The 16,805-nt window shown below is 70.7% G+C and carries 18 protein-coding genes; 8 read left to right on the top strand and 10 right to left on the bottom strand.

Annotated features, from left to right (window positions below):
- Positions 1 to 65 precede the first annotated feature (65 nt).
- Complete coding sequence (locus DFR74_RS08890; RefSeq protein ID WP_084538051.1) at positions 66 to 800, bottom strand: helix-turn-helix domain-containing protein; 735 nt, start codon at positions 798 to 800, stop codon at positions 66 to 68.
- 90 nt (positions 801 to 890) lie between these two features.
- Between DFR74_RS08890 and DFR74_RS08885 the strand changes: the two genes are divergently transcribed.
- Positions 891 to 1,523: a DUF2867 domain-containing protein gene (locus tag DFR74_RS08885; RefSeq protein ID WP_067512846.1), complete on the top strand. Its 633-nt coding sequence runs from the start codon at positions 891 to 893 to the stop codon at positions 1,521 to 1,523.
- A 69-nt stretch (positions 1,524 to 1,592) separates the two neighbouring features.
- Here the strand turns inward: DFR74_RS08885 and DFR74_RS08880 are convergent, their stop codons facing one another.
- On the bottom strand, positions 1,593 to 2,447 hold the full coding sequence (locus DFR74_RS08880) for an SDR family NAD(P)-dependent oxidoreductase (RefSeq protein WP_067512847.1): 855 nt from the start codon (positions 2,445 to 2,447) through the stop codon (positions 1,593 to 1,595).
- Between the two features lie 113 nt (positions 2,448 to 2,560).
- Here DFR74_RS08880 and DFR74_RS08875 point away from each other — a divergent pair, with 113 nt between their 5' ends.
- Complete coding sequence (locus DFR74_RS08875; RefSeq protein ID WP_232331872.1) at positions 2,561 to 3,103, top strand: TetR/AcrR family transcriptional regulator; 543 nt, start codon at positions 2,561 to 2,563, stop codon at positions 3,101 to 3,103.
- Positions 3,104 to 3,490: 387 nt separating this feature from the next.
- On the opposite strand, the gene DFR74_RS08870 is transcribed toward DFR74_RS08875, so the two are convergent.
- The 4 genes from DFR74_RS08870 to DFR74_RS08855 are packed head-to-tail and all read right to left on the bottom strand — an operon-like array spanning position 3,491 to position 7,180.
- Complete coding sequence (locus DFR74_RS08870; protein ID WP_067512851.1) at positions 3,491 to 4,816, bottom strand: hypothetical protein; 1,326 nt, start codon at positions 4,814 to 4,816, stop codon at positions 3,491 to 3,493.
- Entirely contained in the window at positions 4,813 to 5,223 is a 411-nt protein-coding gene (locus DFR74_RS08865) for a hypothetical protein (protein WP_067512853.1), read from the bottom strand. The genes DFR74_RS08870 and DFR74_RS08865 overlap by 4 nt, the downstream gene beginning before the upstream one ends.
- Positions 5,220 to 5,414 (bottom strand): hypothetical protein, encoded by a 195-nt coding sequence (locus tag DFR74_RS08860; protein WP_067512855.1) that lies wholly within the window; start codon positions 5,412 to 5,414, stop codon positions 5,220 to 5,222. Before DFR74_RS08860 ends, DFR74_RS08865 begins: the two co-directional genes overlap by 4 nt.
- The gene (locus DFR74_RS08855; RefSeq protein ID WP_232331873.1) at positions 5,411 to 7,180 is read right to left on the bottom strand and encodes a hypothetical protein; all 1,770 of its coding nucleotides are present in this window, start codon (positions 7,178 to 7,180) and stop codon (positions 5,411 to 5,413) included. The genes DFR74_RS08860 and DFR74_RS08855 overlap by 4 nt, the downstream gene beginning before the upstream one ends.
- A gap of 358 nt (positions 7,181 to 7,538) precedes the next feature.
- On the opposite strand from DFR74_RS08855, the gene map reads away from it, so the two are divergent.
- Complete coding sequence (map, locus tag DFR74_RS08850) at positions 7,539 to 8,306, top strand: type I methionyl aminopeptidase (RefSeq protein ID WP_067512858.1); 768 nt, start codon at positions 7,539 to 7,541, stop codon at positions 8,304 to 8,306.
- Between the two features lie 10 nt (positions 8,307 to 8,316).
- Here map and DFR74_RS08845 read toward each other — a convergent pair whose 3' ends face one another.
- Positions 8,317 to 9,033, bottom strand: coding sequence for a VOC family protein (locus tag DFR74_RS08845; protein WP_067512860.1), 717 nt, complete (start codon positions 9,031 to 9,033; stop codon positions 8,317 to 8,319).
- A 119-nt stretch (positions 9,034 to 9,152) separates the two neighbouring features.
- On the opposite strand from DFR74_RS08845, the gene DFR74_RS08840 reads away from it, so the two are divergent.
- The 3 genes from DFR74_RS08840 to DFR74_RS08830 all read left to right on the top strand — a co-directional run bounded on the left by DFR74_RS08840 (position 9,153) and on the right by DFR74_RS08830 (position 10,827).
- On the top strand, positions 9,153 to 9,701 hold the full coding sequence (locus DFR74_RS08840) for a PadR family transcriptional regulator (RefSeq protein ID WP_067512862.1): 549 nt from the start codon (positions 9,153 to 9,155) through the stop codon (positions 9,699 to 9,701).
- Between the two features lie 48 nt (positions 9,702 to 9,749).
- Positions 9,750 to 10,136 carry a PPOX class F420-dependent oxidoreductase gene (locus DFR74_RS08835; protein WP_067512864.1) on the top strand — a complete coding sequence of 129 codons (387 nt, stop codon included), beginning with the start codon at positions 9,750 to 9,752 and terminating at the stop codon, positions 10,134 to 10,136.
- A 163-nt stretch (positions 10,137 to 10,299) separates the two neighbouring features.
- Positions 10,300 to 10,827: a DUF4333 domain-containing protein gene (locus DFR74_RS08830; RefSeq protein WP_067512866.1), complete on the top strand. Its 528-nt coding sequence runs from the start codon at positions 10,300 to 10,302 to the stop codon at positions 10,825 to 10,827.
- Positions 10,828 to 10,942: 115 nt separating this feature from the next.
- Here DFR74_RS08830 and DFR74_RS08825 read toward each other — a convergent pair whose 3' ends face one another.
- Both DFR74_RS08825 and DFR74_RS08820 read right to left on the bottom strand, forming a co-directional pair.
- Positions 10,943 to 12,319 (bottom strand): metallopeptidase TldD-related protein, encoded by a 1,377-nt coding sequence (locus DFR74_RS08825; protein WP_067512868.1) that lies wholly within the window; start codon positions 12,317 to 12,319, stop codon positions 10,943 to 10,945.
- Positions 12,320 to 12,339: 20 nt separating this feature from the next.
- Positions 12,340 to 13,845 (bottom strand): TldD/PmbA family protein, encoded by a 1,506-nt coding sequence (locus tag DFR74_RS08820; RefSeq protein WP_198161865.1) that lies wholly within the window; start codon positions 13,843 to 13,845, stop codon positions 12,340 to 12,342.
- A 215-nt stretch (positions 13,846 to 14,060) separates the two neighbouring features.
- On the opposite strand from DFR74_RS08820, the gene DFR74_RS08815 reads away from it, so the two are divergent.
- Positions 14,061 to 14,705: a TetR/AcrR family transcriptional regulator gene (locus DFR74_RS08815; RefSeq protein ID WP_170160720.1), complete on the top strand. Its 645-nt coding sequence runs from the start codon at positions 14,061 to 14,063 to the stop codon at positions 14,703 to 14,705.
- A gap of 4 nt (positions 14,706 to 14,709) precedes the next feature.
- Here the strand turns inward: DFR74_RS08815 and DFR74_RS08810 are convergent, their stop codons facing one another.
- Entirely contained in the window at positions 14,710 to 15,477 is a 768-nt protein-coding gene (locus tag DFR74_RS08810) for a TSUP family transporter (protein WP_067512872.1), read from the bottom strand.
- A gap of 144 nt (positions 15,478 to 15,621) precedes the next feature.
- Here DFR74_RS08810 and DFR74_RS08805 point away from each other — a divergent pair, with 144 nt between their 5' ends.
- A complete protein-coding gene (locus tag DFR74_RS08805; protein ID WP_067512874.1) occupies positions 15,622 to 16,800 on the top strand; it encodes a sensor histidine kinase in 1,179 nt (392 codons plus the stop codon).
- Positions 16,801 to 16,805: the final 5 nt, after the last annotated feature.

The following is a 16,805-nucleotide window of genomic DNA, read 5'->3' as shown; positions in this document are numbered from 1 at the left end:
ACACGACCATCTAGACGTGCGCCTGCGCCGCACCCGAACAGCTCAGCGCGCCCCTGGATCGGCTCTCACCGCGGTGGGCGGTAGTTCGCTGCCGCCGGGGAGGAGGCGGGAGTGCGGCCGCAGAAGGCCATGGACGTGCGGATGAGGTGCGGTTGGTCGGCGAAACCGGAGGTGGCGGCCACTTCGGCGGCGGGCTGGTAGGGGAGTTGGAGACCGGCCTCGCGGAGGCGGTGCCAGCGGCGCAGCGGGGCGAGAGGGCCGTGAAAGTGAGCTTGCGCCAGTTGGCGGAGGCGACGCGGTGAGAGATCGAGAGTTCTTGGGGCCATTTGGAGTTCGTCCTCGGTGGCGGTGAGCGCGTAGGTGATTCGAGGGTCCGCCGGGGGCGGGTCGCCGAACGTTTCGCGCAGAGAGTGTCGTAGCGGGTCGGGGTCGAAATCCGTTGTGATCGCGGCCAGTAGGCGCCGCACCTGAGTGCTGTCGAGGGCATGGATGCGGGGTGCACCCGGGACGCGCAGGTGATGGGGATCGATCCACAAAGTGGTCGCGGCGATTTCGCCAGTCGTCGTATGGAAATGGTGGGGTGGCACCAGAATTCCGGCCGCCTGAACTTTCGCGCCGGAATCGTCGACGGCGGTCAGCGGCCCGTCCGCCGACAACGTGAGGGTCCATGCCGGATGACGGTGACCGGCGGTGCCCCACGGGCCCCCGGACTCCGCGTAGCAGGTGAACTCGCCGGCGACCGCCAGGAAGACGGAGTTGCCGTTTCGTTCAATACGGGACGAGCGCGCCTGCTCGATCATTCCTCCATGGTCGCACCGATCCGGCCCGGCGGGTTGGGCGGTGTGGCGGAACTCGCGCCCGGCAGACGGCGCCGATCGAGGAGGAACACCATGCGGCTCCCGGAGTCCGAACACACCTCGCGCCCCTGGCGCATCCACGAGATCACCCGCGACTTCGAGCTCGAGGACGTGTGGGCGTTGCCCACGCCGGGCGGTCCCGACGACTTCCCCCTGCTCATCGACCTGTTCGACAGCGACGAGGACGACCTCGTGTCCCATCCCGTCGTGCGCGCGCTGTTCGCGATGCGCACTCGCCTGGGCGCCCTGTTCGGCTTGGACAAGGCGGGCAGCGCGGTCGGCGCCCGCGTCGGCTCACTGCGGGATCGGCTGCCCGCCGACCTCCCCGCGGCCCCACCCCCGACCACCCCGCCCTCCGACCGGCTCGATCCCGCCGAGTTCGGTCCCATCTACGAACTTCCCGACGAGTGGGCCGCCGAGATGTCGAACCGCACCGCCCACATGGTCATGCACCTCGGCTGGGTGCGCGACGGCGACACCTACCACGGCCGCCTCGCCGTCCTGGTGAAGACCAACGGCCTCCTCGGCCGCGCCTACATGGCCTTCATCAAGCCCTTCCGCCACTTCCTCGTCTATCCCTTGCTCTTCCGCTCGATCGACCGGAAATGGGCCCAGCGTGTGCGCCTCGGCTGCGGTCTTCGGCCACGAGGCGTTCAGAACTCCTAGGTCCCGTCACTGACGAACAGGACGGCTACGTCAGTTCCGCGAAAGCTGCCGGGCGACTGGGCGCGGTGCTCAGTGATCGGGTGTTTGCGCGTCAGCTCGTGCGTCGGCCATGAGCCGGAATGGTGCTGCCAGGTCGAGGCGTCGGGCGAGTCGCTCGAACAGCCGTGGTGATACAGCGGCGGCTGCCATGGCCGGTCGCGGAGTTCCGCGCATCACGACAACCTCGGGGAGGTCGTGCTCGACGGCCCGGACGACCGCGTCGGCGACCCGGCCGACAGGGAGGGACCCCATGCTGGCCGGGGCGCGGATACCGAATTCGGCGCGCATGTCCTCGTACATCCCGGCTCCGTCGGTGAATCCGGGGCACACCGCTGACGCGCTGACGCCCCATTCGCGGTCCTGAGCGGTCAGCCGGAGCGATTTCGTGAATCCGATCAACCCGAAATTGGTTGCGTTGTATGGCTCTTCGTAGGCTGCGGGCAGCAAGCCGGCGATCGACGCCATGTTGACGATGTGGCCGCGCCTGCGTGCGATCATCTCGGGTAGCACGGCCCGCGTGAGCAGCATCGGGGCGAGCAGATTGACTTCGGTGAACGTCGCGATGTCGTCGAATGAACGTAAGTCGAAGCGGTGCGAGGCCTCCACGCCCGCATTGTTGACCAGCAGATCGATCGGTCCCGCCGCCGATTGTGCCCGTTCGACCAGCTCGGTGGTCTGCGCGCGGTCGTTCAGATCTACCGGCAGCGTGCTGACCGCTACCCGGTGCCGGTCTCGGATCTGTGCCGCTACCCGGTCCAATCGGTCGGCAGACCGGGCGGCCAGGGCCACGTTGACTCCGCGGGCGGCCAGCGAGAGCGCCAGATGGTGGCCTATCCCGCGTGAGGCACCGGTGATCAGAGCAGTGTCTCCTGGTGTGATCCGCATCGGAACTCCTGTCGTCGAACCACCGATTCCATAATGACACAATGTTCACTATGACGCAGAGGCCAGTGGACAGGCCACGCCGCGGGAGGCCCGTCGACACCCGTCGGCGGTTGGTGCGCGCCGCGGCCGAGACGTTCAACAGATACGGTTATGCGGGTACCGACGTACGGCGAATCGTGGCTGCGGCCGGATACGCGACCGGCACGTTCTATCGCCACTTCCCGCACAAGGGCGCCGCATTGCTCGCCGCCTATGAGACGTGGGTGGTCGAGGAGTGGGAGGCGTTGAGCGCGGCGGTGTCGGCGCCGGGCAGTCCGGCAGAGCGTGCCGAACGCCTCGTCGATATCGGTGCTGATCTGCATGCCCGCTGGCACGGTCTCCGCCAAGCGATGGCGACGTACCGGTCGATCGACGAGCAAGCCGTCCTGGCGTATCGAGAACTGCAGCGACGTCAGGTCGCCGTTCTCGGTGGTCTGCGTCGGCAGATAAGCCCGGGCGCGTCACGACCGCCCGAGGCGGATGTGCTGCTGATCATGCTCATCGAACGCGCTGTGGAAGGAATGGTCGTCGGCGAGCCCGCCGACCTGGGCTTGAACTGGCAAGTCATGCGCGGACTGCTCATCGATGCGGTCGCCGAGGCGCTGGTGCTCGAGTGAGATCCGGGGTCGGCGTCAGCGTGCTGGCCATGCGTTGTCACGGGGCCGAGCTTCTCGATGCGCATCCGGTCGCTCGGTCCAGCCGGTGCGAGGCGGTCTTGGCGGACGTGCGTCGCTCAACTGGCTGTCACCGGCCGACTCGTCACCGCGCGCCGGACGCGACCATGGTCCACCCACCCCGCCGCCGGTGGACACAACCGCGACGCGGGGTTGGGGGCCGGGCCGGGCTCCCGTCGCGGCCCAGGTGATGGTGCCGCACGGCGCGGTTGAGGAGCCGGTCGGGTCGCGCGCGCGGGCGGGCTGGCCCCTCGGCCGTAGCTCGGCGAGCAGCCTGATCGGACTGTTCCGTGTGGTCGCGGCGTGCGCGGACGACTCCAGGCGCGCCGCTCACGCGTCGAACAACAAGTACAACCCCAGGAAGGTGAAGCCGACCATCACGAGCATGAGGGCTAGTTGGCCGGTGAGGCGGTGGGCTGGGGGGAGCAGGCGCAGGCAGCGGTCGTGGGCGGCGGCTACGCCGAGGATGTGGCCGGTGAGGACGGCGAGGACCTTGATGGTGGCCAGGACGCCGGGGTGCTGGGAGAGGAGGTAGTGCACCTCGAGGTTGTCGAGGCCGAGGAGGTTCCAGCCGAGGCCGAAGGGGTCGGCGCAGAGCAGGAGAGTGGCTTGGCCCTTCTCCACGAGGAAACTGAGGTAGTGGGCGACGATGTAGCCGGCGATGATCGGGGTCAGGCTGTAAGCCAAGCGGATCGGCAGCAGCGCGCGGTCGGCGCGGGAGACGCCGCCGGTCGCGCGGGTGGCGAGTTCGAAGAGCCCGCCGACGACCGCGATGAAGACGAGCAGGCCGAGTGTGCGTACGGGCGTCGCGAAATCACCCGCGTCGTAGACGATGTCGCGCCAGAAGGGGAACATCGAGAAACTGTCGAACGCGGTGGAGCCCAGCAGGGTCGCGGCCACCGCCACCGACCCCAGCAGCGCGGGCGTGCCCGCGAGATTGTCGAGGGGCCAGCGCAAGACCGGCGCACCGGAGGCGCGGCGCGCGAACGGACTCAACCGCGCCATCAGCCCGCTGTACACCTCCATGGGGTCGGCGCGCTCGGCCCACACCGTGCCGAACACCACCAGGCCCGCCAGCGTGACCACCAGGTACCCGCACAGCCAAAGGGTCACGGCCAGAACAGATCCCGGGTCGGGTGACGCCAACTCGAGCCACACGAACGAGAACAATGCCAGCGCCGCCGGACGATACCCCCACGACGACGGATACGGCAGCAGCCCGTCTTCGGGTGACCGACCCAGCACCTGGCACAACGCCCGATGCACCGCCCGCACGGGCGACAGCACCTTCCACACCGGCCCCACCAGCAGCGAGGCCACCATCACCCCGACCCACAGGTAGATGTAGACAACCCCCGGCACCGGACTCGCCGACGGCTCCCGCGGCCCGAAGAACCCCGACACCAGTACCGCCACCGTGAACGCGACACTCAGCACCGCGAGCACCGTGCGCAGACCCCGTGAATCCACCACCGCGCGAACGGCATTCGGTAGCGGCTTCCCCGGCGCGTCCGGATCGAGCCGGGGATCCTTCCACGCGAAGGCCAGCACCGCGAAAGAGAAGGTGAGTGCCCACGCGGCCCCGATCAGGGCGTAGGTCAACGGGATCGGCAGGTCGGTCGCGCCGCCGATCCCGTGCGCCAGGACCGCCGTCACGCGGCGACGAGAATGGTGGCGACGGTCCGGTGCGCGCCGTGCAGTTCGATCTCGACCCGGCCCGGCACCTCGACGACGAACTCGAACCGCTGGTTCTGGGCGGCCTCGACCGGGAACGTGTGCTCCGGGGTGGCGTGCACGTGCAGTTCGTCGGTGGTATCGCTGTCGACGAGGAGGACGATCGGTTGTCCCACCCGCGATGTCAGCTGGGCGTTCACCGGGTCCACCGAGCCGTCGGACAGCGTGACGCCGATGGTCATCGGCTGGCTGAAGTCGGGGGCGGGGGTGGGCTCGGTGGTGAGCTCGGCCGAGGTGGCCGGCGCGGCGTCGGTGGACTCGCTCGACGAGCATCCGGCCAAGGCCAGGCCCGCGGCCAGGACCAGGACGCCGAGACGGGCGCGGTTCATGGGGTCTCCTCCTCGGGAGTCGATGTCGGGTCGGCCAGGCCCTGTTCGCGCTCGCGTCGTTCGGCGCGGCGGTCGCGCACCGCGATGAACACCACGATGCCCACCACGGCGAACGCGGGCGCGAAGGCGGGGACGGCCAGGATCAGCGGATGGTCGGCCAGCACGTCCACGCCGGGTGGCACGGACGTCATCCGGCGGTCACCGGCTCGTCCGCCTCGGTGGGCAGGGCGGTCGGGTACCGGTCGTTGATGCGGGCCGCGCCCCAGGACAGCGCCCCGACCAGGATCAGGCTGCACAGCAGCACCACCAGCGAGGCCGCGCCGAACAGCCAGTCCGGGTGATCGAAGTTGCGCTCGCGCTGCAGCACCGTGATCTCGGCGACGAACGGGCGGGTGAACTCGGCGGGCGCGGAGACCTCGTCGGCCCCGATGCCGGGATCGGCGGGCATGAAGATCGGCAGCGCGGTCAGCACGCGGCCGTCGTGCAGGCGCAGGACCGTCTTCCAGGTGCCGTAGGCCGGCACGGGTTCGGTGGAGCGGAAGTGGTTGGGGCCCACGCGTTCCAGGTGGTCGATGATCAGGCCGTTGCTCGGGGTGTCGATGCCGCCCTGCCAGGCGAGGATCTGCACCCACTCGGGATCGTCGCTCACCACGTACTCGGGCGAGATCCGGACGTCGGCGGTGACCATGCGCCCGCCGTCGACGGGTTCGGCGTCGCGCAGCGTGACGGAGGCGGTCGCGTTCTCGGGCACCTCGACCATGAGGCCGTTGGCGGTGGCCGCCGAGACGATCAGCACCGCGGCGACGATGATCCCGCGCCGCACCGGCGGGCGCGGCAGCGGCTCACCGCGCAGCACGATGCCGAGCAGCGCGCCGACCACACCGCCCGCGACGCCGACGGGCACCGCCATCAGCAGCAGTTCCGGCCACATGCCGGTGGGCCACGGATCCATGAAAACGGCGTTCACCCAGAGGGATTCGAGCCACAGGCCGACGGTGGAGATCGCGAGACCGGCCGTGGCGCCCCACAGGATCGGTGTGCGCATCAGCGGTAGCAGCGCCAGCAGCTCGACCACCACGGCCGCGCCGAGGAAGAGCGGGAAGATGTTGTAGGGCGCGCCGATGATCGGGCCGCCCACCAGCCAGGCGACGATACCGCGCACCACGGCCGCGAACGCGACGAGCACGAAAGTACTGAACGCGCCGAGCACCGTCCGCGCCGCGACGAGCGTGATGGTCGCGGCCACCACGATCAGCATCGGCTGGAACACCAGGCGGAATTGCTCGACGCCGAAGTCGAATTCGACCGGGAACACCGACAGGCCGATGAGCAGGCCGCCGAAGGCGAACGACCGCATGACCCAGATCAACCGGCCGTCTTCGCGATCGGGGTCGGGACGGCAGCGGCGGCCCTCGAACTCCAGCAGCAGCACACCGACCAGCGACAGTCCGGCGCCGCCGATGAGCATCAGGTGCGTCGGGCCCCACAGCGTGACGTCCTGGCCGAAGATGCGGTGCCAGATGTCGTCGAGCGGGAAGCCGATCAGCGCGTAGAGGCCGGCGCCCGCGAGCAGTACGCCGCCGACGGGGGCGTACCAGGTGCGGGTGATGCGCACGGCGGCCGGGCCGGGCTTCTCGTCCAGCGGCAGCACGATGGCGAGCATGCCCGCGGTGAACAGGAAGAACAGGCCGACCAGGATGAAGTAGTGCGCCGGGTTCGCCAGCGGGCCCTCGTCGCGGCCGTTGCCGATGTGCAGGGAGACGTCCCAGATGAAGCCGAGGAACGCGGTGAGGATGGTGCCGAGGAACAGGACGATCGGCAGCGCGACCCAGCCGGGCCGGTTGAAGATCGCGCCGACGCGGTCGGCGAGCGCGCCGAGCCAGGTGATCTTGCGGGTCCGGTGCAGGTAGCCGACCCACAGCAGCACGAGCGCGACCAGGCCGGCCGACCCGGTCATGATGGCGACCTGATCGAGCGCCGCGCCGCCGCCTTCGGAGCCGGACTGCGCGAGGCTGCCTATCGCTTCGTGGATCGTGCCGGACACGAAAACCTCCAACCACACTGAGTTTACACTCGTCGCAAGTAAGTGTTACGAAAGGTAGCACGCACATGGCGGCCGTGGGGAATCTACGTTTTCGTTCTTGGATCGTCGCAGGACAGCGGCCGGTCGGGGGTAAATGTTGTCGTCTCGCAACACTCTGGTCGCGGTGGCCGGGTGGGCAGGTCTCGGTGAACAGTTGTGCTCCGAATCGCGAGAATTGGTATTTAAATACCGGTCGACTAGGCTGGTATTTAAATACCGAGCGGAGGTCGTGATGGTGGAGTTGAAGACGGCGGACGAGATCGAGCGGATGGCGGTGGCGGGGGAGTTCGTCGGCGGCGTCCTGGCAGAACTGCGCACCCGCGCGCGGGTGGGTGTCAACCTGCTCGAGCTGGAAGCCCTTGTGCGGCAACGGATCGAGGAGCGGGGTGCGGTGTCCTGCTATTGGGACTACGCACCGTCGTTCGGGCGCGGGCCTTTTCGCAACACCGTGTGCCTCTCGGTGAACGACGCCGTGCTGCACGGGCTTCCGTTCGACTACGCGCTGCGCGACGGCGATCTGCTCAGCGCCGACCTGGCCGTCGGCGTGGACGGGTGGGTCGCCGATTCGGCGATCAGCTTCGTCGTGGGCGCGGCCGACGAGGAGGATTTGCGACTGGTGCGCGCCACCGAGGACGCGCTGGCCGCCGCCATCGCGGTCGCGGTGCCCGGCAATCGGATCGGCGACATCTCGGCTGCCATCGAGGCGGTCGCGCGCGCCAACGGCTACCCGGTCAACACCGAATTCGGCGGTCACGGGCTCGGGCGCACCATGCACGAAGATCCCCATGTCGCGAACGCGGGCCGGGCCGGGCGCGGCTACCGGCTGCGGCCCGGGCTCACTCTCGCCCTCGAACCGTGGTTCGCGCGCACCACCGACCGCATCTACACCGACCCCGACGGCTGGACCATCCGCTCCGCCGACGGCTCTCGCACCGCGCATTCCGAACACACCGTCGCGATCACCGAGGAGGGCCCGCGCATCCTGACCCTCGCCCGGTGAGCGTTGGGGCTCAAGAGTTTTCGGTGAGCCAGCGCTCCAGATCGGCGCCCGCGCGCAACTCGGCGGCCACCGCCGCGCGGTCGGCATCCGAGAGGCCGAGCGCGCTGATCTCGGCGCGGTGCTTCTCGGCGAGCTCCGGATCGCCCGCGGCGACGGCGATCTCGGCCAGCATGGCGAGCGCTCGCGCCCGGTCGGCGACCGGAGCGGTCGCGCCGTGCCTGCGCAACCCGGACTGCACCAGCCGGGCGGCCGCGCGGTCGTCGTTCTTGAAATCGCGCAGTACGCGGGCGAATTCGAGCGTGCTGGCCAGGTCGACGAGATCGCGTGCGGTGTATCGGGGCTTCTCGGGTTCGTCGCGCTGGATGAACAGCATGGTGTTGCCGTCCGGGTCCACCAGGCTGAAACGGCTCTGACCGGGCCGGAATCGCGTCAGGCGGGGGCAGCCCTTGGCGGGCACCTTGCCGAACGCGGCCCGCAGGCGCGCCGTGAAATCGGCGTGGCGGGCGGCGACGTCGTCGACCATCACCAAACAGGCCACCGACTCGAACGGCACGGGGAGGCCCTTCGGCGAGTCCGAGAAATGCAGTGCGGTGCCGTCGCGTTCGACCACCAGGTAGGTGTAGGGGCGGGTTTGCTCGTGGGTGACCGTGTAGCCGAGCGTCCGGTAGAAGTCGAGGGTGGTGGCCGGCGACGCGGACCACAGCACCGGGACCGTGGTGTCGTCCATGGGACTCCTCCGTGATTATTAGTCAAATTTGAGTAGCGCAACGGTAGGCCTCGCGCCGCGCGGAAGTCAAGTTTGAGTAGCATGGGCCGTTCGATGCCGACGAACGAAGGGAGTGCGCCGTGGCGGCCGTGCGCCTGCTGGTCCTGGGGGTGATCCGCACCCGTCAGCCGACCTACGGCTACGCGGTGCGGCGCGAACTGCTGTCCTGGCGCGCGGAGACGTGGACGAACGTCAAACCCGGATCGATCTACCACGCGCTCAAACAGCTCACCCACGAGGGAAAGCTGCGCGCCGCCGGCACCGAGGACAGCGATCAGGGCCCGGGGCGCACGCTGTTCGAGCTGACGGAGGCGGGCGAGGCGGAGTTCCGCGAGCGGATGGACGCGGCACTGGTCTCGATCGATATGGAGGAACTCGGCGCGGGCATCGCGTTCATGGACGCGCTGCCTCGCGCGCACGTGATCGCGAAACTGCGGGAGCAGCGGCGCAACGCCGCCGCGGTGCGCGACGAGCTGCGCGCCATGGTGCCCGATTTCCCCGGCCGCTACGAGCCGCCGCACGCGCCCGACCTGCTGGAACTGTGGGGCGGGGTGTTCGACAACCTGACCGCCTGGACGGACGGGCTGATCGAGCGGCTGGCGGCGGGTGAGTACCGGATGCCGGAGTGAGCGGTCGCAGTCCTGCCGGTCGGCGCGCGGGCCGATAGGCTGGCGGCCATGACCAATCCCTTCGGCGAGGCCGGGACCGCCGACTACGTCATGCTGACCACGTTCCGCAAGGACGGCACCCCCGTCGGCACACCCCTGTGGGCGGTCGAGGACGGCGGCAAGCTCTACGTCTGGACCGAGACCGAGAGCTGGAAGGTCAAGCGCCTGCGGCGCGATCCGTCCGTCACCGTGCAGGCCTGCGATCTGCGCGGCAAGAAGGTGCACGGCGCGGTCGTCTCGGGCACCGGACGGGTGCTCGAGGCCGAGGAGACCGACCGGGTGCGCAAGCTGATCCGCAAGAAGTACTGGCTGACCGGGCCGATCGTCGTCTACGGCAGCCTGCTGCGGCGCGGCAAGGCCGGGACCATCGGCATCGAGATCACCCCGGCGGCCTGAGGATCGCTTCCGTCCGGAACGTCCGGAATCGGCAAGGCGGGCACGGCGATTCCGGGGGACCGGCACCCTGGCGGGGTGGGCTGGGCTATCCTCCACGGGCATACCGGGGTAGTCCCCAGGCGGACGCCATGTTCCGACCCTGCCCCGGGGGAGGGGATCGTTCATGACAGCACCGACGCGGCAACCTCGGGAATCCCAGCCCTATCCGGTCGCCGCCCACGCCGAGGACGAGACCACCGAAGGTGGCTGGGTTCCCGTGTTCGTCGCGGGCATCGTGGCCGCCGTGGCCATCGCCATCGCCGGGATCATCGCCGGGCTCATCGTGGTGAACATCCGCGAGGGCGATGTGGCCGAGGCGCCCGCACCCACACCCGCCGCCGCACCGCCGTCGGCCACGGAACCCGCGACCCCGGTGCTCGCCGCCCCGGCCCCGCCCGTGATCGCCGCCGAGCCGGAACCCGCGCCCACGCCCCAACTGCTCGACCGGACCGATCTCCAGCGCGGCGTCCAGCTCATCCTGATCGACACCTACGGCCTGGACAACGCCCGCGACGTGCGGTGCCCCGACGGGCAGCAGGTGGTGGTCGGCGCCACCTTCGACTGCACCGTCCGGATCGGCTCGGCCGTGCGGACGGCCGCCGTCACCATCACCGGGACCGACGGCACCTACGAGGTCGCCCAGCCCGAGTGATCCGAGCGGGCCGCCGTGGTTCGGGCGGCCCGCACGAATCGGCCGACGGGCCAGGGATATTCGAGACCCGCCCGGTCGGCGGCGCCACCCCTCCCGAACATTCCCCGCTCGCCCGTCAGGTCGCCTGGCTCACCGACGACATGTGGAAGTCGGGAATCCGCAACGGCGGCATGGCCGTCCGGGTGAACCAGTCCTTCCATTCGCGCGGCAGCGTCGTGCGCGTCGCGCCCGCCTCGGTGGCGCGGCGCAGCAGATCGATCGGGCTCTCGTTGAAGCGGAAGTTGTTGACCGCGGCCGTGACCTCGCCGTTCTCCACCAGGTAGACGCCGTCGCGGGTGAGGCCGGTGAGCAGCAGCGACGCCGGGTCCACCTCGCGGATGTACCAGAGCGTGGTGAGCAGCAGGCCGCGTTCGGTCTTCGCGATCATCTCGTCCAGGCTCGCGCCGGAACCGCCCGTCAGCAGTAGGTTCTCGCCCGGCGCCGCGACGGGGGCGCCGAATTCGGCCGCGGTCGCGCGCGGATAGACCAGCGATTCGATCGCGCCGTCGCGCAACCAGTCCACGCGCTCGGCGGGCATCCCGTTGTCGAACACCGACACCGATTCCGAGGACGTCGAGGTGGCCACGAACGGCACGTACTCCAAGCCGGGCGCCGCGGGATCGGAATACAGCGTGAACGGAATGTCGCTGAGCCGCTCGCCGATCCGGGTGCCGCCCGCGCGGGCGAATGCGTTGTGCCCCTCCTGCGCGCCGCGGCCCTCCATCGTCCAGACCATGTAGATCAACAGGTCCGCCACCGCCGAGGGCGGCAGCAGCGTCTCGTAGCGACCGGCGGGCAGGTCGACGCGCCGGGCCGCCCAGTCCAGCCGCCGCGACACCTCCGCGAGCAGGCCGGGGGTGTCCACGTCGGTGAAGTCGGTGGTGCCGACGCCCGCCCACGCGCTCGCCAGATCCGCACCCGCGCCGCGCTTTCCGTTGATCTCCACCGACCCGGTCGGCTGCGCGTAGCGGCGGCAGACGCCCGTGGAGGTGCCCAGCCAGGTGGTGTGGACCTGGTGGTGCGCGAAGCCGTAGAGCTTGTCGGCGCCGTCGAAACCGGGGGCGAGATCGCGCGCCAGGTCGGTGAACACCTCGATGCCGGTGGTGGCGGGCTCGTCGGCCCACCCCGGGTCGGTGACCGCCGAATCCAGCAGCGGCATGGCGTCTCTCGCGGGTTCGGCGGTGCGCGCCGACTCCTCGCTGGCGCGCACGACCGCCTCGATACCGTCCAGGCCGACGGAGGTGGCCGACACGCTGCCCACCCGGGCCGCGTGCGGGCCCTCGCGGAAGATCGAGACCACCGACCAGCTCCGTGACACCGAGGAACCGTTGGTGGTCATGGAATTACCGGCCCACCGCAGCGACGCGTCGTGCGCGTCGGTGACGAGCACGATCGCCTCGTCGGCACGCGACAGCGCCAGCGCCCGCTCCACGACCTCGCCCGCGGGCGCCACGGCCCGCGCACTCCGTTCCGTCACCGACCGGCCTCCGTCCGCGTGTTGAGGATGTTGATGCCGCGCACCAGGATCGACGGGCAGCCATGGCTGACCGCCGCCACCTGACCGGGCTGGGCCTTGCCGCAGTTGAACGCGCCGCCGAGCCGCCAGGTGGACGGGCCGCCGACGGCCTCCATCGCGCCCCAGAAGTCGGTGGTGGTGGCCTGGTAGGCCACATCGCGCAGCTGTCCGTCCAGCCTGCCGTCCTTGATGCGGAAGAACCGCTGGCCGGTGAACTGGAAGTTGTAGCGCTGCATGTCGATCGACCAGCTCTTGTCGCCGACGATGTAGATGCCGTCCTCGACGCGTGCGATCAGGTCCTCGGTGCTGGTATCGCGGTCGGGATCGGGTTGCAGCGAGACGTTGGCCATGCGCTGGATCGGCACGTGGTGCGCGGAGTCGGCGTAGGAGCAGCCGTTGGAGCGCTCCAGGCCCAGGCGCGGGGCGAACACCCGGTCGAGCTGGTAGCCCACCAGCACGCCGTCGCGCACCAGATCCCAGCGCTGGCCCGCCACCCCCTCGTCGTCGTAGCCGACGCTGGCCAGGCCGTGCGCCTCGGTGCGGTCGCCGGTGACGTGCATGATCGGCGTGCCGTAGCGCAGCGTGCCGAGCTTGTCGGGCGTGGCGAACGAGGTGCCCGCGTAGGCCGATTCGTAGCCGATGGCGCGGTCGTATTCGGTGGCGTGGCCGATGGATTCGTGGATGGTGAGCCACAGGTTGGTGGGATCGATGACCAGATCCGTGGGCCCCGGGGTGACGGTGGGCGCCTTCACCTTCTCGGCCAGCCACTGCGGGATGCGCGCGAGTTCGCCGTCCCAGTCCCAGATTCCGTCGGCGCCGGTCACGTACTCCCAGCCGCGGCCCGCGGGCGCGGCCAGGGTCCGCATGGTCTCGAAGGCGCCCGCCGAGACGTCGACGGTGATGGCCTCGAGCTGCGGATGCAGTCGCACCCGCTGCTGGGCGATCGACGAGCCCGCGGTGTCGGCGTAGAAGGTCTGCTCCTTGACCTGCAGCACCGAGGCGGTCACGTGGTCGACGCCGTCGGCGCTCGCCAGGCGGTCCGAATAGTCCTGCAGCAGTGCGACCTTCTCGGTGGTGGGCACCGCGAACGGGTCGATCTCGTAGGGGGAGACCCAGCGCACGCCGTCGTAGACGGGTTCGTCGGCCAGCTCGACGCGCTCGCGGTTGAGGGCGCGCAGCGCGGTCGCGACGGTCACCGCGCGGCGGGCCACCTCGGCGGCCGTCTCGGGGGTGAGCGCCGCGTGCGAGGCGAAACCCCAGGTGCCGTCGACGATCACGCGGACAGCCAGGCCCACGTCGGTGGCGTCGACGACGCCCTCGACCCGTCCGTCGCGCAGGCGGATGGACTGGGTGACGAGGCGGTGCACGCGCAGATCGGCGTGCTGGGCGCCGGCCGCGGTGGCGGCCGCCAGCGCCGCGCCGGCGAGCTCGGTCAAAGGGAGCGCGAGGAATTCGGCGTCGATGTCCTGACTCGCCGCCGGGGAGGTCGGGATGCTCACCCCGGCTACGCTACCGCGTCCCCGCGAGGGCGTCCGGGCGCGTCCACGGCGCGCCGACCGGCCACGACGGTCCGCCCGTGCGAAACACACGGCGGCGCAGGGGGAAATCGGACGGGCGGCGGCACGCGCGACACGGGTGGTTGCGACACGGTCGGCGCGCGATGCCGTAGCCTGCCCGCGTGCCGCCATCCGCCCTCCGTGACCGCAAACGTGAACGTACCCGCCGCGCGCTGCTCGAGGCTGCCGTCGAGCTGTTCGAGACGAGAGGCTACGAGGAGACCACGGTGGCCGATATCGCGGCCGCGGCGGAGGTGGGCACGCGCACCTTCTTCAACTACTTCGCCAGCAAGGAGGAACTGCTGTTCCCCGAACCCGACGAGCGGGTGCGGGCCGCGGTGGCCGCGATCGCCAGCCGCCGCCCCGGCGAGCTACCGGTGGAGGTGCTGTTGCGAGCGCTGCGCGCGGCGGGTGACAACCCGGGTGAGCACCTGGTGGACGACCTCAGCGCCCGCATCGCCGCCGTCCGCGCCGAGGTCTCGCGCACGGTGCCCGCGGTGAGCGGGCGCGCGGCGCACGCGCAGCTGGTCGCGCAGCTCGAGATCGGCAGGCAACTGCACGCGGCCTTCCCGGAGGAACTGGACGAGGTGCGCGCCGCGGCCCTGGTGGGCGCGGTCGTCGGCGCGGTGTCCGGGGCGCTGACGGTGCTGTTCCAGCGGGCGGCCGCGGGTCACGACGACGGCGAACTGGACCGCCGGATCCACGAGACCACCTCGGACGTGCTGCGGCCGTGGCTGGCCGCCGCCCGGCCCGCTCCGGTCGGCTGACGGCTCAGCCGAACTGCTGCCAGCCCAGCCGCAGCACCATCGCGATCACCACGACCAGCAGCACCACCCGCACGAACTCCGCGCCGCGGCGCAGCGCCATGCGCGAGCCCACGATCGCGCCCGCCACGTTCGCCGCCGCCATCGCCAGGCCGAGCGCGAACAGGATGTGCCCGGTCGCCGCGAAGAAGATCAGCGCGCCGACGTTGGACCCGCAGTTGATCACCTTCGCCATCGCGGCCGCCCGCACGAACTCGGTGCCGAGCAGGGTGGCGAAGGTGATGATCAGGAAGGTGCCGGTACCGGGCCCGAGCAGGCCGTCGTAGAGGCCGATGAGGCCCGCGGCGAGCGCGACCACCAGGATCGTCTTGCGCCGCGTCGGCGGGTGCGTGGCCATGGTGACGCCGATCGAGGGACGCAGCGTCACGAACAGCGCGACGCCGACCAGCACCACCATCACCAGCGGGATGAACAGGTCGCGATCGATGAGCGAGACCGCCGCCGCGCCGCAGGCGGCCGTCACCGCCGCGATACCCGCCGCCGGCAGCAGCACCCGCCAGCGCATCGGCACCTTCCTGGCGAAGGTCGCCACGGCGGCGCCGGTGCCCGCCACGGCGGCGAGCTTGTTGGTGCCCAGCGCGGTCTGCGGCGCGATGCCCGGCATCACCAGGAACAGCGTCGGCAGGATGATCAGCCCGCCGCCGCCGACCACGGCGTCCACCCAGCCCGCGGCGCCCGCGGCCACCAACAGCGCCACCCAATCTGCAATGTCCACCCGGTAAGACAACCAGACGTCCCATGAATACGCGGTGTCCGGGACGGGTTCGCTCGCGTCGGCGAGCCCGCGGGTGGGTGAGCGCGCGGCGCCGTACCCGCGCGTGCCTGCGGCGCGGCCGGCCGCACCCCCTAACCTGGTGCGGTGCGCCGTTTCAGCCTGTGGCTTCGCGGAAAGCCCGTCGTCGCGGATTCGATCCTGGCGTTCGGGTTGCTGATGCTCGACCTGACCGGGATCGGGGAGAGCAACCACAAGGTCGTCTACCTGGTGGTCGCCGGCCTGCTGCCGCTGCCGGTCGCAATGCGCCGCCTGTTCCCGCGGGCGATGGCGGCGACCCTGCTCGGCATGAGCATGCTGGTGACGCTGCTCGGGTACGTGCTCGACGACTCCGCGATGCACCCGGCGCTGATCGCGCTGGGGATCATGCTCTACACCCTCGTGGCGTATGTGGGGCGGCGCGAGGCCGCGTTGCTGCTGATCGGCCTCGGGGTGGACGCCGCGCTGGCGATGTGGCTGGTACCGGAGTTGTGGAGCTGGTCGACACCGATGCTGGTCGGCCTGATCTACGCGCTGTGCTGGACGCTGGCCGAGTTCAACGGCGCGCGCCACGCCTACGACGCGGAGGTGGCGGCCCGGCTCGCGGTGGCCGACTACGACCGCGAGCGGCGCACTCACGAGGCCGTCGCCCAGGAGCGCACCCGCATCGCCCGCGAACTGCACGACGTGGTCGCGCACGCGGTGAGCGTGATCATCGTGCAGGCCGACGGCGCGAAGTACGCGCTGCGCCGCGACCCCGACATCGCCGAACAGGCCCTCGCGACGATCGCCAGCACCGGCCGCGACGCCCTGCGCGAACTGCGCCGCACGGTGGCGCTGCTGCGCACCGAACACGCCCCCGACCAGTTGCCCCAGCACGGCACGGCGGGCATCGCGCGCGTGGTGGACATGATGCGCGGCACCGGTCTGGCCGTGGAACTCGAGCTCACCGGCGACATCGACGACATCGCGCCCGAGGTGAGCCTGGGCGTGCACCGGATCGTGCAGGAGGCGCTGACCAACACGCTGCGCCACGCGGGCGCCCACCCGAAGGCGTGGGTGCGGGTGCAGCGCCGCGACGACGACGTGCTGGTGGAGGTCATCGACTCCGGCGGCGTCCCCGTGCACGGGCCCGAGTTGAACCCGATCAAGGGCAGCGGGCTCGGGCTGCTGGGCATGCGCGAGCGCACCGCGGTGCTGGGCGGCACCCTGCACGCGGGCCGCACCGCCGACGGCGCATGGCGGGTGCTGGCCACCATCCCGCTCGACCAGGGCGCGCGAGAGTAGTTCCG

Origin of the sequence: Nocardia puris (assembly GCF_003315035.1) — a bacterium.
GTDB classification, from domain to species: domain Bacteria; phylum Actinomycetota; class Actinomycetes; order Mycobacteriales; family Mycobacteriaceae; genus Nocardia; species Nocardia puris.
The sequence above is the reverse complement of the archived record's forward strand: the minus strand, read 5'-3'. Positions and strand labels throughout refer to the sequence as shown.

What these genes read in the sequence shown, in the direction of transcription:
- DFR74_RS08845 (WP_067512860.1), bottom strand. Translation starts at nt 9,033, where the DNA reads ATGGACGACACCACGGTCCCGGTGCTGTGGTCCGCGTCGCCGGCCACC.
- DFR74_RS08885 (WP_067512846.1), top strand. Translation starts at nt 891, where the DNA reads ATGCGGCTCCCGGAGTCCGAACACACCTCGCGCCCCTGGCGCATCCAC.
- map (WP_067512858.1), top strand. Translation starts at nt 7,539, where the DNA reads ATGGTGGAGTTGAAGACGGCGGACGAGATCGAGCGGATGGCGGTGGCG.
- DFR74_RS08830 (WP_067512866.1), top strand. Translation starts at nt 10,300, where the DNA reads ATGACAGCACCGACGCGGCAACCTCGGGAATCCCAGCCCTATCCGGTC.
- DFR74_RS08835 (WP_067512864.1), top strand. Translation starts at nt 9,750, where the DNA reads ATGACCAATCCCTTCGGCGAGGCCGGGACCGCCGACTACGTCATGCTG.
- DFR74_RS08890 (WP_084538051.1), bottom strand. Translation starts at nt 800, where the DNA reads ATGATCGAGCAGGCGCGCTCGTCCCGTATTGAACGAAACGGCAACTCC.
- DFR74_RS08860 (WP_067512855.1), bottom strand. Translation starts at nt 5,414, where the DNA reads ATGACGTCCGTGCCACCCGGCGTGGACGTGCTGGCCGACCATCCGCTG.
- DFR74_RS08865 (WP_067512853.1), bottom strand. Translation starts at nt 5,223, where the DNA reads ATGAACCGCGCCCGTCTCGGCGTCCTGGTCCTGGCCGCGGGCCTGGCC.
- DFR74_RS08880 (WP_067512847.1), bottom strand. Translation starts at nt 2,447, where the DNA reads ATGCGGATCACACCAGGAGACACTGCTCTGATCACCGGTGCCTCACGC.
- DFR74_RS08855 (WP_232331873.1), bottom strand. Translation starts at nt 7,180, where the DNA reads ATGACCGGGTCGGCCGGCCTGGTCGCGCTCGTGCTGCTGTGGGTCGGC.